The following is a 13,985-nucleotide window of genomic DNA, read 5'->3' as shown; positions in this document are numbered from 1 at the left end:
CCCGTGGGAGCGGCCCTTGGCCGCGAATGCCGGTGTCTTGGGATGCCTTCGCATGCGTGGGCAGGCCCGGTCCCACAGGGGGGAGGCTGCGATACCACGGTTGATGCCGGATCAAGGGTGCAGGGCATACCATGCCCCCGGCACCAGGCCGTCGAGCGTCCATGAGCCCACACGGTAACGGATCAGTCTCAGGGTCGGATGGCCCACGGCGGCGGTCATGCGCCGGACCTGACGGTTGCGGCCCTCCGACAGGGTGAGTTCCACCCAGGCGGTGGGGATTTGACGACGCTCGCGGATCGGTGGGTCACGGGGCCAGAGGCTGGCGGGTTCTTCCATCAGTCGCGCGCGGGCGGGCTGGGTCAGGCCGTCACGCAATTCCACGCCGTCGCACAGGGCCTTGAGGGCCGCATCGTCCGGGATGCCCTCCACCTGGGCCCAGTAGGTCTTGCTCATGGCGTGATCCGGGTGGCTGATGCGCGCCTGAAGCTGACCGTTGTCGGTAAGCACCAACAGGCCCTCACTGTCCCGGTCCAGGCGACCGGCGGCATACACGCCGGGCACCGGGATGAAGTCGGCCAGGGTTTTGCGACCCTCCTTGTCAGTGAACTGGGTGAGTACGTCAAAGGGCTTGTTGAACAGGATGACGCGGGTCGGCTCCTTGCTTGGGTCCTGAGGTTTATGTCGGGAGCGGGTCATGGTTAGAGTCCCATGGGGTGGGGCACGCGGGTGGTGAAGCTGCCCAGGAGCAGGATCAGTCCCATGCCCAGGATGAGCATCCCGCCCAGCAGGCCCACGCCGTGGGCGGCGACCTGCGTCTTGACGCCCAGCCCGCCGGAGAGTCGCGTGGCCAGGGCGCGGGCCTGCACGGCCATGATGGCCAGGATGGATACGGTGATGGCCGTGCCGATGGACATGGCCATCACCGCAGCGATCCCGGCAGTCCACAGGCCCATGATATGGGCCACGACCAGGACCAGGATGGCCCCGGTACAGGGACGGATGCCCACGGCTGTCACCGTGGCCAGCATGGCCCAGACGCTGTCGGCACGGGCAGCCTGGCTCGGGTCCACGTGATGGGCGCAGCCGCAATGGGGGCCGTGTTCATGATGGGCTGCATGGCCGTTCATGGACGGGCCGTTCATGGACGGAGCGAGGGGGGCGGGCGTCCCTGACTGTGACGGCCCCGCCATGAACACCGGCGCGGCGCCCGCCGCGGGGGAAAGCGTGGGCGCACGGCGACGGCGTCGCTCCCGGGCGATGCGGATCAACTGTCGGAGTGCCCGCAGCATGAGCCAGGCCCCCAGCAGGGCCACCAGGGCAAAACTGGCCTGTTCCAGCGCCGGTGCCTGCCCCATGGCATCCCGGGCCGTGCGGCCGATGACGAACAGCACGGTGGCCACGGCGATGATGGCGGTAAGCCCCTGCATCAGGGCGGCGGCGAAGGACAGGGTCAGCGCTCTGCGCATGTGCTGCCGATGGGTGAGCAGGTAGGTGGTGATCACCGCCTTGCCATGGCCGGGTCCGGCGGCGTGAAAGATGCCGTAGAGAAAGCTGATGAGGATCAAGGCGCCGGCATTGGCCGCCGTGGGGGCATCCTGCAGGGCCTCCATGCCGTCGGCCAGCTGGCGATGCAGGGCCCGTTGCTGGGTGATGGTCCAGGCGACGAAGCGGTCCAGGAGACTGTCGGTTCCCGTGGCCTCTGCCGGGGCTTCCTGCTGCTCTGTGCTTTCCTGGGCCGGGTCGCCGCCGGTCAGTGGGGAGGCTGAGGCAGGCCCGGGGATGAGCAGGGCGGCGATGAGGAGGATGATCAGCGGGAACATTCGATGGTCACCCGTTCGGCGAAGTGTTTACCCATGTTGGGGTCGCCCTGCTGGTCGAAGTCCAGCATGGCGGCCCGGGCCACCATGGCAGGGTCGGGGCGGGGGATGCGCAGGTCCATGTCACAGCGCTCGGAGCCGCCCTCCAGGTGGATGCCGCCGCTCTCGGCATGCAGGATCTCGATGAAGTAGGTGGGATCAAACACCGCGTACTTCAGGGGGGCATCGGCGGGGTCCAGCGGTTGCTCGAAGCTGAGCGTGAAGCTCAGTTCCAGGCGCCGCTGTTTCTGAACCAGTCGGGGGTTTTCCGCCCTGGCGTCCTGGATGGCGGTGTCGCCATGATGAATCTCGGTGAAGTAGTGGTAATCCCTCAGGTTCTTGATGATCTGCCGGGCGATACTGTCCAGTTGTTCTTCCTGGGTGTCGCCGCTGGCGTCCTGGGCCATGTCGTCCAGCAGGAAGGTGCTGTAGAAGGGGTCCATGAGCCAGGCCTGGCGCAGTTGGGTGATGTGGCCCTCGTCATTGAAGACGGCGCTGACCTGCAGGTCGATCCAGGCATGGGGGTGGCTGTGGGTTGGGGCTGCCCAGAGCAGGGTGAGCAGCAGGGCGAGCGCCACTGCCCGGCGAAGGGGGCGTGTGCATTGTCCGGTGCTGGCGGTATGGGTGTGTAGGTCCATGGTCTCCATGCGTGATGACGAGGGGCTGTATTGTGCCAAAACCCAAGGGGCGCCTTTAACGGCTCCCCTGCCGGGCCGTGCCCTTGGGTGCCGAAGGGACGGGCTCCCGCTCCGGGTGGGGCGCCTGTCTAGATCCTGTCCCAGTCAAATCGCCGGGACGGGGGCAGGGCCAGTTGGTCCATCAGGTCTCCCAGTCGAGCCCCATCCGGACGCCTGCGCTCCAGGTTCAACCCTGCCGGCAGACCGGCCTCACAGTGGATGCCGGTGAGCTGACGAGCCAGTCGGACCGTGTCGCGGTGGGTGTCCACCAGGCCCATGAGGCGTTTGGCACCGCGGATGGGCATGTGGGCAATGGCAGGGATGTCCTCCAGCAGGGCCTCCAGGGTGTCGGTACGGCGCAGCAGGCGGGCCGCGGTGGCCATGCCCACACCGGGGATGCCCGGGATGTTGTCCACCTTGTCTCCGGCCAGGGCCAACTGGTCCGCCACCTGGTCGGGGCGCACCCCCAGGCGCTTTTCAATACCCTGGGGGTTGAGCCGCTGACTGCGGTGCGGGTCCCACCACAGGTCATCCTCATGGACGAGCTGGGAGAGGTCCTTGTCGCCGGTGACCAATACGACCGCGCGACCTTCCTGGCGTTCCCTGGCGGCGAGTGTGCCAATGAGGTCATCGGCTTCGAAGGTGGGGCTGGATACGTGGGCCAGACCCAGGGCATTCACGAATTCCCGGCACCAGCCGAACTGGCGCTTGAGTTCTTCGGGGGCCGGTGGGCGGTTGGCCTTGTAGGCGGGGTAGAGGGCATGGCGATAGGAGGTGCCCCGGCTTTCATCGAATGCAAAGGCGATACGGGCCGGTCGTTCGCTTTGCAGCAGGGTGTGCACGAAGCGCACGAAGCCATGGGCTGCATTGGCCGGGTGGCCGTCGCGGCAGGTGATGGTCTCGGGCAGGGCGAACCAGGCGCGAAAGACGAAGATGCTGGAGTCGATCAGGTAGGTGGGTGTGTTCACCGGTCGCAGTTTACCTGCCGCGATGCAGCAGGGCCATCCTGAAGGCACCCCTGCGCGGTTGGGCAGGTTTTGGTAACGTGTGCGCATGGGGTGGGGCAACACGCCGTGCGACTTTACTTTTGTCCTCCCCGGTCACAGCATTGCAACAACTGACAGGCGAAGGAGTTTCCATGAAGATCAATGTGGAGGTGGATGCCACCCCCGAAGAAATCCGCGCCTTTCTGGGCCTGCCCGATGTGGCTCCTCTTCAGAAGGAAATGATGGAGGATGTCGCCAAGCGCATGCGCGAGGGGCAGCAGGGTTACGAATCCCTGGCCATGATGCAGCCGCTGATGCAGAGCGGCGTGGCCAACATGGATGCCATGCAGAAGCTGTTCTGGCAGGCCTTTACCCAGAGTGGCAGCAAGGACGACAACAAAAAATAGGCCCCCACGATGGGCCGGGCATCGGCTCACGATCGGAGGCCATGCGGAAAACCAAGGGGTGGAGGTGTATCCTTTGTCCGTTTCCGAGCCGCTGGCCCCAGGGTGCGGCGCCCGGAATCGAGCATTTACACCCTATTAAAGACTTTACTGGAGGTAGCTTCATGAAGAACCCCATGCGCGTCGCCGTTACCGGCGCTGCTGGCCAGATCTCCTACAGCCTGCTGTTCCGCATCGCCTCGGGCGACATGCTGGGCAAGGACCAACCGGTGATCCTGCAGTTGCTGGAAATCACTCCGGCCATGGACGCGCTGCGCGGTGTGGTCATGGAACTGGAAGACTGCGCGTTCCCGCTGGTGGCGGGGATCACCACCTCCGACAAGCCGGAAGTGGCCTTCGACAAGGCAGACGTGGCCCTGCTGGTGGGTGCTCGCCCACGTGGCCCGGGGATGGAGCGCAAGGATCTGCTGGAGGCCAATGCGGCCATCTTTTCCGAGCAGGGCAAGGCGCTGAATGCTGTGGCCAGTCGTGACGTGAAGGTGCTGGTGGTGGGTAACCCTGCCAATACCAATTCCCTGATCGCCCAGCGCAATGCCCCGGACCTGAACCCGCGCAATTTCACTGCCATGACCCGTCTGGACCACAACCGTGCCCTGGCGCAGTTGGCGGGCAAGACCGGCGCTTCCACGACGGACATCAAGAAGATGATCATCTGGGGCAACCATTCTGCCACCCAGTACCCGGATATCAGTCAGGCCATGGTGAAGGGCGATGCCGCGTCCGGTCTGGTGCCGCGGGACTGGTACGAGTCTGACTTCATTCCCACCGTGCAGCAGCGTGGCGCCGCCATCATCAAGGCCCGTGGTGCCTCCAGCGCCGCTTCCGCCGGCAGTTCCGCTGTGGATCACATCCGCGACTGGGTGATGGGCACGCCGGACGGTGACTGGGTGAGCATGGCTGTGCCCTCCGATGGCAGCTATGGCATCGAGAAGGGTCTGATCTATTCCTTCCCGGTCACCTGCAAGGGCGGTGACTACAGCATCGTGCAGGGGCTGGAGGTCGATGATTTCAGTCGTGAGCGCATGCAGGTCACGGAGCAGGAACTGCGCGAGGAGCGTGACGGGGTGGCACACCTGCTGCCCTGATCAGAAACGGGGGGCAGACCCGCCCCTCTTTCCCCCATATTGAGCCCCTCTCCCCTGAGGGGAGAGGGGTTGGGGTGAGGGGGGAGGGCCGGCGCAGTGCCTCCCCCACCCCCTCATCCCCAGCCCTTCTCCCCCATGGGGGATAGGGAGCTTCAGTAGCTGAACCTGGGTGCTTTCACGTTAAGGTTCAGTCCAGGATGCGCAGATCCGCCGGGTGCCGGATGCGGATTCGGGGTTGGCCTCGGTGGGTGTAGACGAAGCCGCGACCCTCCACCTGTTCGCCACGCAGGGCGTCGATATCCAGGTCGGGGAAGTAGTGCATGTCTTCCCGGTCGATGCGAAAGGCGACATTGCCCTCAAGATTGATCCAGTGGGCGCGCTGGCTCAGCCCTATGCGCACCACTTCCCCTGTGACGATCCGGAAGCCCTCGGCATCACGGGGCAGTTCCTCTGCCTCGAAGGCTTCCAGGTGCTCCAGCGACCAGATCCTCAGGGCCTCGCCACGGGCGAGTGCCTCGGTGTCCCGGTAGCACTCCACATGCCAGTCGTTGGGGGGGATGGTCAGGGCCGTGGCCAGGCCCTGGCGCAGCATCAGGGCGGTGATGGGCTGGCCGTCAGGTGTGAACAGGTGGGCCAGGGTGCGTTGATAACGGTCCTTGCGTTCCGCATCGTGCACCAGGAGCACCTGGTTGTCGTGCTCCCTCAGTAACTCCACGAGAGCATCCCGGGCCTCGTGGCCGTAAGGCTCGGCGGTCTGTTCACGCCAGAAGATCTCGGGCGTGTCCAGGCCGATGAGGCGCACCCGGGTGCCATTGGTCAGGCGTACGGTGTCGCCGTCATAGACGTGGTCCACCTGACCCTGGCTGGTGCGACCCTGCGGTCCGCCACAACTGTCGGGCAGGTCGGCCGCCTGGACAGTGCCCAGGCATAACGCAACAAGGGCGCCGATCCACGGCGCCCTTGTGCCCCATTCGAACCTTCTTGCCATGGGGCGTGCCCCCGGCATTACATACCGTAGCGGCGACGGAACTTGTCCACCTGCCCGGCCGTGTCGAGAATCTTCTGCTTGCCGGTGTAGAACGGATGGCATGCAGAGCAGACTTCCACGTTCAGGGCGTCGCCTTTGTGAGTCGAGCGGGTCTGGAACGCATTCCCGCAACTGCAGGTCACGTTCACTTCATGGTAATCAGGATGGATTTCCGGCTTCATGCAAGCACCCTCGAAAGCCTGTAGCGCTGAAAAAAGACGAGTAATATACTGGACCCCGCTTCGGGTGGCAAGGCCCGGCCCGGGCCAGGCGATGAGCCCGGAAGATCGGTCGCTCGGTTTACCCGCTTTTTTCCAAACGTGACTTGAGTCTTTGCAGCTAAATCCTCCCCGGCACTTCATTTTCTCCTGTTTTCCACAAAACCTGTGGATAACTATGTGGATGAATTGGGGTAAAGTGCCTCCAGGGCGCGTGCCGACACGGCTCGAGTCAAATCGGTCATTTTTTGTACATGTTTTCAACCGTCTGTTTTTATTGGAGTTAAATTTGTTCAACACGACCTGTTGCGGTCTGGGAGATAAGCGTGTATGCACTGCGACGCCCTTGATCCCCGGTGTGCATAAATGCCCGCCCCTTCTGGCGGACATCCGTACCGGGCGGGCATCGTGAGCGGCCCGCAGGAGGTGATGCCCCAGGTGGGCTTCGTCAGCCTGGGCTGCCCCAAGGCCTTGTCGGACTCCGAGCATATCCTCACCCGATTGCGGGCGGAGGGCTATGGCATCACCGGCACTTATCAGGACGCCGACCTGGTGGTGGTGAACACCTGCGGATTCATCGATGCGGCGGTCACCGAGTCTCTGGAGGCCATTGGCGAGGCCATGGCGGAGAACGGGCGGGTGATCGTCACCGGGTGTCTGGGTGCGGATGCGGATAAGGTGCGGGCTGCGCACCCGGGGGTGCTGGCGGTCTCCGGTCCCCATGCCTTCGAGGCGGTGATGGGCGCGGTGCACGCGCATCTGCCAGCCCCGCACGACCCCTATCAGAGCCTGGTGCCGCCGCAGGGCGTGCGTCTGACCCCGCGCCACTACGCCTACCTGAAGATCTCCGAAGGCTGCAACCATCGCTGCAGTTTCTGTGTGATCCCGCATTTTCGGGGCGATCTGGTGAGTCGCCCGGTGGGCGAGGTGATGGCCGAGGCAGAGCGCTTGGTGGAGGCCGGGGTGCGCGAGTTGTTGGTCATCTCCCAGGACACCAGTGCTTACGGGGTGGATGTGAAATACCGCACGGGTTTCTGGGGTGGCAAGCCGCTGCGTACCCATGTGCAGAACCTGGCCGAGGCCCTGGGCAGCCTGGGCGTGTGGGTACGCCTGCACTATGTGTATCCCTATCCCCACGTGGATGATCTGATCCCGCTGATGGCCGAGGGTCGCGTCCTGCCCTATCTGGATGTGCCCCTGCAGCATGGCAGCACACGGGTGCTCAAGGCCATGCGCCGGCCAGCGGCCACGGAGCGGGTGCTGGAGCGGATTCATCGCTGGCGCGATATCTGTCCGGATCTGACCCTGCGCAGCACCTTCATCGTCGGCTTCCCCGGGGAGACGGAGTCGGATTTTCAGCAGTTGCTGGATTTCATTCAGGAAGCGCAGCTGGATCGGGTGGGTTGCTTTACCTATTCGGCAGTGGAGGGCGCGCCGGCCAATGCCTTGCCCGACGCGGTGCCCGAAGCGGTGAAGGAGGAGCGTCTGGCGCGTTTCATGGAAGTGCAGGCGGAGATCAGTCAGGCCCGCCTGGGCCGTCGCGTGGGGCAGACGTTGACTGTGCTGGTGGATGAGATCGATGCCGAGGGGACGGCGATTGCGCGTTCGGCGGCAGACGCGCCGGAGGTGGATGGTCTGGTGTTCGTGGAGGACGGTGCGGGGCTGGCTGTGGGTGAGTTTGCGGAGGTGGAGGTGGAAGCGGCCTCCGAGCACGACTTGTTTGGCAGGCGCACCTGAATCTCTCTTCTCCCCTTGGGGGTGAAGAACTGGGGAAGAGGGGGCGGTGGGTATGGTGCGGACGACGGCCCTCACCGCAACCCCTCACCCGCAGGCGGGAGAGGGGCCTCTGATGCGGGGAGTATGTCTACTGGGTAGGGTGCAGCCCCCCCGGCAGCAGCTTGCCCAGGCCCAGCTGATTGAGCATGCTGACGGCCTTGGACCCGGCGCGTTCTCCCAGCACCGCGTGGATGTGGCTTTCCCAGTCGGGCTCGGCGGTGTCCAGAAGGTTTTTCAGGTACAGGCCGGCCTCGGTCTCGCCTTCCAGGTCCAGGCGGCGGCTGAAGAACAGGGTGTCCGGGTCCTCGGCGCGGGCAGCCAGGCGCCAGAAGTCTTCGAGGCGGCCGCGGATGCGCACGTCCCAGTCGTCGTCGGCCTTGCAGTCCCAGGGGGTGACGCCGCCTTCCTTCACCAGAAAGCAGACGCCCCCATGGTGATCCGTGACCGATAGGCAGATGCGCTTGCCTTCCAGTGGGCCCAGCTCTTCGGCGGCCGGTTGTCCCTTGAGCAGGTGATTGACCAGGGCCGAGAAGAGGCGTGTATGAACGGCGTCGGGCAGCAGTCGCAGGGCGACGCCGAGGGGGAGCAGGACGGGTGGTTTGGGCAGTTGCATGGTGTTGGGTACCTGTCGAGAAGGTCGGTTTGGCCTTGAATCCTTGGGGTAAGTCTAGCGGGGATTGGGTTTTGTCCCAAGCCGGGCGGTGGGATCAGGTCAATTGTCGGTCCAGCGCCGCCAGTCGTTCGGGGGTGCCGATGTCCAGCCATTGTCCGGGGTGATATTCGCCGCTCACCTGGCCGCGATCCATGGCCTGGCGTAGCAGCGGGGCCAGGGGGAAGGCGCCGAGGGGGGCATCCGCGAACAGGGCCGGACGGTACCAGCCGATGCCGGAGAAGGTCAGGCAAGGGGCTGCGTCTGCCACGCCGTGATGCACCCGTCCTTCACGAAGCCGGAAGTCCCCCCCGGGATGATGCGGCGGATTGTCCACCAGGACCAGGTGGGCCAGGGTGTCGTGGGCCAGCGTGGGCGGGGCGAGCGGGTGGTCGCACCAGACATCCCCATTGATCACCAGGAAGGGATCGGATTCCAGCAGCGGCAAGGCCTGACGGATGCCGCCACCGGTCTCCAGTGCCTCGGGCTCTGGGGAGTACCGGATGTTCAGGCCCCACGGGCGACCCTCACCCAGGTGATCGCGGATCTGTTCGCCCCGCCAGGCCAGGTTGATGACCACCTGTCGATAGCCGGCGGTTGCCAGGCGCTCCAGATGATGCACGATGAGCGGGCGGCCTCCGGCGCACAGCAGGGGCTTGGGCGTGTGATCGGTGAGCGGGCGCATGCGCTCGCCGCGACCGGCGGCCAGGATCATGACATGCATGTTCAGGCCCCCGGCCGGATGCCGATTCGGGAAAGGGCGTTGTCGGAGCACGCCAGCACGCCGGCCTGCAAGGCCAGGCGTCGTTCGGGCGGCAGGTGGGCGTCGAACCACTGGCGTACCGGGGTGAGGGCCGGATGGGCCAGTTCCTGTTCCAGCAGGCGCCACAGCCTGGGCAGGTGACGCAGATACGAGGGTTTGCCGTCGCGTCGCCACAGGCGGGTGAAGATGCCGATGATCTTGGTGGTGCGCTGCGCCCCGAGTATCCAGAAACTGTCGTCCAGGGTGTTGGCGTCCAGGCCCTGGAAGGCATCCCGGTAGCGGGCCACCATGGTCTCGGCCACGACGGGGTCCACGTCCCGGCGGGCATCCCGCAGCAGGGAGACCAGGTCGTAGGCGGGCGAGCCGATCAGGGCATCCTGGAAGTCCAGCAGTCCGCAGGCAGCCACACCCTGGCGGCCCGCCAGCACCATCAGGTTGTCCACGTGGTAGTCTCGCAGTACCAGGGTGGGGGGCAGCCGGTACACCGGCTCCAGGGCCTGTTGCCAGGCCTGCTGGAATCTTTGCTGCACGTGGGCTTCGCACGGGGTGTCAAAGGCCTCGGGCCAGTACCATTGAGTGAACAGATCGGCCTCGCGCAGCAGCGCGGCCTCGTCGTAAGGGGGGACGCGGCGGGTATGATGGCGTGACCAGTTGCGATGCAGTTCAACGAGGGTGTCGGTGGCCAGGCGGTAAAGGCCCGCCTCGTCGGCCCCCTCGCCCAGGGCACGACTGAAGGTGTGATCACCCAGGTCTTCAAGCAAAAGAAACCCCTGGGTCTGGTCAAAGGCATGGATGCGGGGCGCGCTCAGGCCCAGTTCCCGCAGGATGTCGGCTATATGGACGAAGTCTTCCGCGGACTCCTTGTCGGGCGGGGCGTCCATGATCACCCGGGAGGTGTTGTGATCCCGTAGCCGGAAATAACGGCGAAAGCTGGCATCGGCCGACAGGAGGGTGGGTTCGGGCGTCTCGGGCCCCAGGGTTTCCCGCAGCCATTCCTGCATGGCCTCAAGTCGCTGGTCCGGTTCACTGATGAGGGCTGTCATGGGGGGCGAGGCTCTCCAGAGCGGTGTTTCTTGCGCCGTGTCATTATTACACGCCCGCAGCCTCAGCCAATGCCCCGGTGGCCATTGACCGACAGGGTGATGGTCGGGTGATCATAGTACAAGTGGTCGTAGCGGCCGCGTGTTTTCCATGGGCGCCCACAGGCGCAGAAGGTTATCCGCATGAGCCAACCGAACTGGGCCATCTGGCCCGGCAGTCCCTATCCCCTGGGTTCCACCTGGGACGGTGAAGGGGTGAATTTCGCGCTGTTTTCCGAGCACGCCGAGCGGGTGGAGCTGTGCCTGTTCAGCGAAAGTGGCCGGCGGGAACTGGAGCGCATCGAGATGCGCTGGCAGACCGATCAGGTCTTTCATTGTTACCTGCCGGAGGCGCGCCCGGGGCTGCTCTATGGCTACCGGGTGCATGGGCCTCACGATCCGGCCGCCGGGCATCGGTTCAATCCCAACAAGCTGCTCATCGACCCCTACGCCAAGGCCCTGCATGGGCAGGTGAAATGGAACGATGCGCTGTTTGGTTACCACATCGGCGCCGAAGAGGCGGATCTGGTCATGGACAAGCGGGATTCAGCCCCCGGCATGCCCAAGGGGCAGGTGATTGACACGGCCTTCACCTGGGGGGATGACAAGCCGCCGAAGACCCCCTGGCACGAGACGGTCATCTACGAGCTGCATGTGAAGGGATTCACCGCCCAGCATCCCAGGGTGCACCCGGAGCTGCGCGGTACCTACGCCGGGTTGGCCACGGCGCCGGTGGTCTCCTATCTGCAGCGCCTGGGCGTGACGGCGGTGGAGTTGATGCCGGTGCATGCCTTTCTGGATGACAGGCACCTGGTTGAGAAGGGGCTGCGCAATTACTGGGGCTACAATTCCATGTCCTTCTTCGCGCCGGACATGCGTTACAGCGCCTCGGGGCATGTGAACGAGTTCAAGACCATGGTGAAGACGCTGCATTCGGCGGGGATCGAGGTCATCCTGGACGTGGTGTACAACCACACCGCCGAGGGCAGTCACCTGGGGCCCACCCTGTCGTTTCGCGGTATCGATAATCGGGCCTATTACCGGCTGGTGCACGATGATCAGCGTTATTACATGGATTACACCGGCTGCGGCAACACCCTGAACATGCAGCACCCCCGGGTGCTGCAGTTGATCATGGACTCTCTGCGCTATTGGGTGCAGGAGATGCACGTGGACGGCTTCCGTTTCGACCTGGCCTCGGCGCTGGCGCGTGAGCTGCACGAAGTGGATCGCCTGGGGGCCTTCTTCGACATCATCCATCAGGATCCGGTGTTGTCCCAGGTGAAACTGATCGCCGAACCCTGGGATCTGGGCGAGGGGGGCTATCAGGTGGGCAACTTCCCGGTGGGCTGGACCGAATGGAACGGACGGTACCGGGATACGGTGCGGGCCTATTGGAAAGGCGAGGACGGGCTGATCGGCGATATGGCCTATCGTCTCACCGGTTCATCGGATCTGTACGAATCCAGCGGTCGCAGGCCCTATGCCAGCATCAACTTCGTGACCTGTCACGATGGCTTCACCCTGGATGACCTGGTGAGCTTCAACGAAAAGCACAACGAGGCCAATGGTGAGGAAAGCAGGGACGGCGAGAGCCACAACCTTTCCTGGAACTGTGGCGAGGAAGGGGCCACCCGCAACAAGCACATCATGGACCTTCGGGCGCGGCAGAAGCGCAATTTCCTGTCCACCCTGTTCCTCTCCCAGGGCATCCCCATGCTGTTGGCCGGGGATGAGCGCGGTCGCAGTCAGCAAGGCAACAACAACGCCTATTGCCAGGACAACGAGATTTCCTGGATGGACTGGGCCCTGGACGAATATGGCCGTGACCTGTTGCCCTTCGTGCAATACCTGATCACCCTGCGACGCGAGCACCCCGCGCTGAAGCGGCGGCATTTCTTTCAGGGGCGCCCCATCATGGGGGCTGGCGTGAAGGATCTGGCCTGGATCCGACCCGATGGCGAGGAAATGGACGACGAGGACTGGCAGCAGGGCTTCGCCCGCAGCCTGGGCATGTTCATCGCTGGTGACCTGTTCGAGGAGTATGACGAGCGCGGCCGCCGGGTGCGGGACACCGACATGCTGCTGTTGATGAATTCGAATCACGAGGCCATCTCCTTTCGGCTGCCCGCCCAACCGGAGCGTACCCGTTGGGATGTGCTCCTGGATACGGTCTACCCCCGCGGGCCCCGTCCGGACCATCGCAAGTTCCACAGCCACGAGGTCTACCCGCTGCAGGGGCGCTCCCTGGTGCTGATGATCAATGCCAGCCGACCCGTGCCGCGTACCAGCAATGGCATCGAATGAGTCGCAGTGGGTGCCTCCCGTTCGCGGACCGGCCCGCTGCCACAGGGAAACGGGTACACGAATCAGTGGTACCTGGAATGGTCATGCCCCCGTGGGAGCGGCCCTTGGCCGCGAATGGCGGCGTTGCCGAAGGAGTGGATGCCTGGGTCTGCCTCAGGATCCACACAGCCGCCATGCGGGGGCTTGGGGCAGGTATTCCACCCGGGTGTGGATACGGCCATCCGGGAACAGGTCCAGACGCCGGTAACCGGGTGGCAGGTCATCCAGACGCACGGTCTGACTCCCGGGTGCAAACTGTGCACCGGTGGAAGGCGCGCACAGCAGGCGCACGCCGTTGCGGGTCTGGTCCACTGCCTGATGGGCGTGACCGAAGAGCACGCCGCGCACCTTGTCGTGCTGATCGATGACTCCCCAGAAGTCATCGGCGTTGCGCAGGCCGATGCGATCCATCCAGGGGGTGCCCACGGGGATCACCGGATGATGCAGGCAGATCAGTGCATGCCTTGCCGGGTGTCGGGACAGGCTTTCCTCCAGCAGGTCCAGCTCGGTGTCTTCCAGTCTGCCGTGACTCACTTCCGGTACCGCACTGTTGAGCAGGACGACAAGCCAGTCATCCAGACTCAGAATCTTGCCGCAATGCAGGTTGCTGCCTGCAAGGGTATCCTCCATGAGGTCGGCATCATCATGGTTGCCGGGCAGGCAATGCACCGGGCAGGGCAGGGCGTTCAGCTGTTTGCTCGCCCGCTGGTAGGCCTCGGGCACCGGATCGTGAACCAGATCCCCCGTCACCAGCGCCCGGTCCAGGTGTGGCTCCTGTCGCTTGACCTGCGCGAGCACACGCTGGAGGCTATCATCGGTGTTGATGCCCGACCCCATGACATCTCCCGGTTGCGGGCATAGGTGGAGATCGGTGATCTGAAGGATTCGCAGTGGTGAGACGTGCGCGCCCATATCGCTCATGATGACTACCTCCGTGAGCCGGGATAAGGCATTTTCCAGACAGAAAGTGTATAAAAAGACATCATCCTGTCTCCGGATGGGCGAAGTATAACCGAATTCTCTGACAAAGCTCTGACGGAACCGTCACGGCCCGACGAC

Annotated in this window: 14 protein-coding genes; 4 read left to right on the top strand and 10 right to left on the bottom strand. The window is 64.6% G+C overall.

Features of this window, described 5'->3' with window-relative positions; all coding sequences use genetic code 11:
• Positions 1-111 precede the first annotated feature (111 nt).
• The 4 genes from LPW30_RS03850 to LPW30_RS03835 all read right to left on the bottom strand — a co-directional run bounded on the left by LPW30_RS03850 (position 112) and on the right by LPW30_RS03835 (position 3,501).
• Entirely contained in the window at positions 112-696 is a 585-nt protein-coding gene (locus LPW30_RS03850) for a pseudouridine synthase (RefSeq protein ID WP_239680128.1), read from the bottom strand.
• A gap of 2 nt (positions 697-698) precedes the next feature.
• Positions 699-1,820: a nickel/cobalt transporter gene (locus LPW30_RS03845; RefSeq protein ID WP_239680127.1), complete on the bottom strand. Its 1,122-nt coding sequence runs from the start codon at positions 1,818-1,820 to the stop codon at positions 699-701.
• On the bottom strand, positions 1,808-2,494 hold the full coding sequence (locus LPW30_RS03840) for a DUF1007 family protein (RefSeq protein ID WP_238623771.1): 687 nt from the start codon (positions 2,492-2,494) through the stop codon (positions 1,808-1,810). Before LPW30_RS03840 ends, LPW30_RS03845 begins: the two co-directional genes overlap by 13 nt.
• 128 nt (positions 2,495-2,622) lie before the next feature.
• On the bottom strand, positions 2,623-3,501 hold the full coding sequence (locus LPW30_RS03835) for a 5'-3' exonuclease (protein WP_239680126.1): 879 nt from the start codon (positions 3,499-3,501) through the stop codon (positions 2,623-2,625).
• 170 nt (positions 3,502-3,671) lie between these two features.
• Between LPW30_RS03835 and LPW30_RS03830 the strand changes: the two genes are divergently transcribed.
• Complete coding sequence (locus LPW30_RS03830; RefSeq protein ID WP_025282845.1) at positions 3,672-3,926, top strand: DUF6489 family protein; 255 nt, start codon at positions 3,672-3,674, stop codon at positions 3,924-3,926.
• Between the two features lie 161 nt (positions 3,927-4,087).
• Complete coding sequence (locus tag LPW30_RS03825; protein ID WP_025282844.1) at positions 4,088-5,068, top strand: malate dehydrogenase; 981 nt, start codon at positions 4,088-4,090, stop codon at positions 5,066-5,068.
• A 187-nt stretch (positions 5,069-5,255) separates the two neighbouring features.
• Here LPW30_RS03825 and LPW30_RS03820 read toward each other — a convergent pair whose 3' ends face one another.
• The gene (locus LPW30_RS03820; RefSeq protein WP_239680125.1) at positions 5,256-6,056 is read right to left on the bottom strand and encodes a thermonuclease family protein; all 801 of its coding nucleotides are present in this window, start codon (positions 6,054-6,056) and stop codon (positions 5,256-5,258) included.
• A 17-nt stretch (positions 6,057-6,073) separates the two neighbouring features.
• Positions 6,074-6,277 (bottom strand): 50S ribosomal protein L31, encoded by a 204-nt coding sequence (gene rpmE / locus LPW30_RS03815; protein ID WP_025282842.1) that lies wholly within the window; start codon positions 6,275-6,277, stop codon positions 6,074-6,076.
• Between the two features lie 465 nt (positions 6,278-6,742).
• Between rpmE and rimO the strand changes: the two genes are divergently transcribed.
• The gene (gene rimO / locus LPW30_RS03810; RefSeq protein ID WP_239680229.1) at positions 6,743-8,050 is read left to right on the top strand and encodes a 30S ribosomal protein S12 methylthiotransferase RimO; all 1,308 of its coding nucleotides are present in this window, start codon (positions 6,743-6,745) and stop codon (positions 8,048-8,050) included.
• Positions 8,051-8,177: 127 nt separating this feature from the next.
• On the opposite strand, the gene ubiT is transcribed toward rimO, so the two are convergent.
• The 3 genes from ubiT to LPW30_RS03795 all read right to left on the bottom strand — a co-directional run bounded on the left by ubiT (position 8,178) and on the right by LPW30_RS03795 (position 10,544).
• On the bottom strand, positions 8,178-8,702 hold the full coding sequence (gene ubiT, locus LPW30_RS03805) for a ubiquinone anaerobic biosynthesis accessory factor UbiT (protein WP_025282840.1): 525 nt from the start codon (positions 8,700-8,702) through the stop codon (positions 8,178-8,180).
• Positions 8,703-8,796: 94 nt separating this feature from the next.
• Positions 8,797-9,462, bottom strand: coding sequence for an N-acetylmuramate alpha-1-phosphate uridylyltransferase MurU (gene murU / locus LPW30_RS03800; RefSeq protein ID WP_239680124.1), 666 nt, complete (start codon positions 9,460-9,462; stop codon positions 8,797-8,799).
• 2 nt (positions 9,463-9,464) lie between these two features.
• On the bottom strand, positions 9,465-10,544 hold the full coding sequence (locus LPW30_RS03795; RefSeq protein WP_051582582.1) for an aminoglycoside phosphotransferase family protein: 1,080 nt from the start codon (positions 10,542-10,544) through the stop codon (positions 9,465-9,467).
• 180 nt (positions 10,545-10,724) lie between these two features.
• On the opposite strand from LPW30_RS03795, the gene glgX reads away from it, so the two are divergent.
• Entirely contained in the window at positions 10,725-12,887 is a 2,163-nt protein-coding gene (gene glgX / locus LPW30_RS03790; protein ID WP_239680123.1) for a glycogen debranching protein GlgX, read from the top strand.
• A 153-nt stretch (positions 12,888-13,040) separates the two neighbouring features.
• On the opposite strand, the gene cpdA is transcribed toward glgX, so the two are convergent.
• The gene (cpdA, locus tag LPW30_RS03785) at positions 13,041-13,847 is read right to left on the bottom strand and encodes a 3',5'-cyclic-AMP phosphodiesterase (protein ID WP_239680122.1); all 807 of its coding nucleotides are present in this window, start codon (positions 13,845-13,847) and stop codon (positions 13,041-13,043) included.
• Positions 13,848-13,985 lie beyond the last annotated feature (138 nt).

Origin of the sequence: Ectothiorhodospira variabilis (genome assembly GCF_022227625.1) — a bacterium.
GTDB lineage: Bacteria > Pseudomonadota > Gammaproteobacteria > Ectothiorhodospirales > Ectothiorhodospiraceae > Ectothiorhodospira > Ectothiorhodospira haloalkaliphila.
This window is presented reverse-complemented; position numbering and strand designations above follow the sequence as displayed.

Coding starts and splice junctions, on each gene's coding strand:
- glgX (WP_239680123.1), top strand. CDS start 10,725: ATGAGCCAACCGAACTGGGCCATCTGGCCCGGCAGTCCCTATCCCCTG.
- murU (WP_239680124.1), bottom strand. CDS start 9,462: ATGCATGTCATGATCCTGGCCGCCGGTCGCGGCGAGCGCATGCGCCCG.
- LPW30_RS03840 (WP_238623771.1), bottom strand. CDS start 2,494: ATGGACCTACACACCCATACCGCCAGCACCGGACAATGCACACGCCCC.
- LPW30_RS03845 (WP_239680127.1), bottom strand. CDS start 1,820: ATGTTCCCGCTGATCATCCTCCTCATCGCCGCCCTGCTCATCCCCGGG.
- LPW30_RS03795 (WP_051582582.1), bottom strand. CDS start 10,544: ATGACAGCCCTCATCAGTGAACCGGACCAGCGACTTGAGGCCATGCAG.
- ubiT (WP_025282840.1), bottom strand. CDS start 8,702: ATGCAACTGCCCAAACCACCCGTCCTGCTCCCCCTCGGCGTCGCCCTG.
- LPW30_RS03825 (WP_025282844.1), top strand. CDS start 4,088: ATGAAGAACCCCATGCGCGTCGCCGTTACCGGCGCTGCTGGCCAGATC.
- LPW30_RS03830 (WP_025282845.1), top strand. CDS start 3,672: ATGAAGATCAATGTGGAGGTGGATGCCACCCCCGAAGAAATCCGCGCC.
- LPW30_RS03850 (WP_239680128.1), bottom strand. CDS start 696: ATGACCCGCTCCCGACATAAACCTCAGGACCCAAGCAAGGAGCCGACC.
- LPW30_RS03820 (WP_239680125.1), bottom strand. CDS start 6,056: ATGGCAAGAAGGTTCGAATGGGGCACAAGGGCGCCGTGGATCGGCGCC.
- cpdA (WP_239680122.1), bottom strand. CDS start 13,847: ATGAGCGATATGGGCGCGCACGTCTCACCACTGCGAATCCTTCAGATC.
- rpmE (WP_025282842.1), bottom strand. CDS start 6,277: ATGAAGCCGGAAATCCATCCTGATTACCATGAAGTGAACGTGACCTGC.
- rimO (WP_239680229.1), top strand. CDS start 6,743: ATGCCCCAGGTGGGCTTCGTCAGCCTGGGCTGCCCCAAGGCCTTGTCG.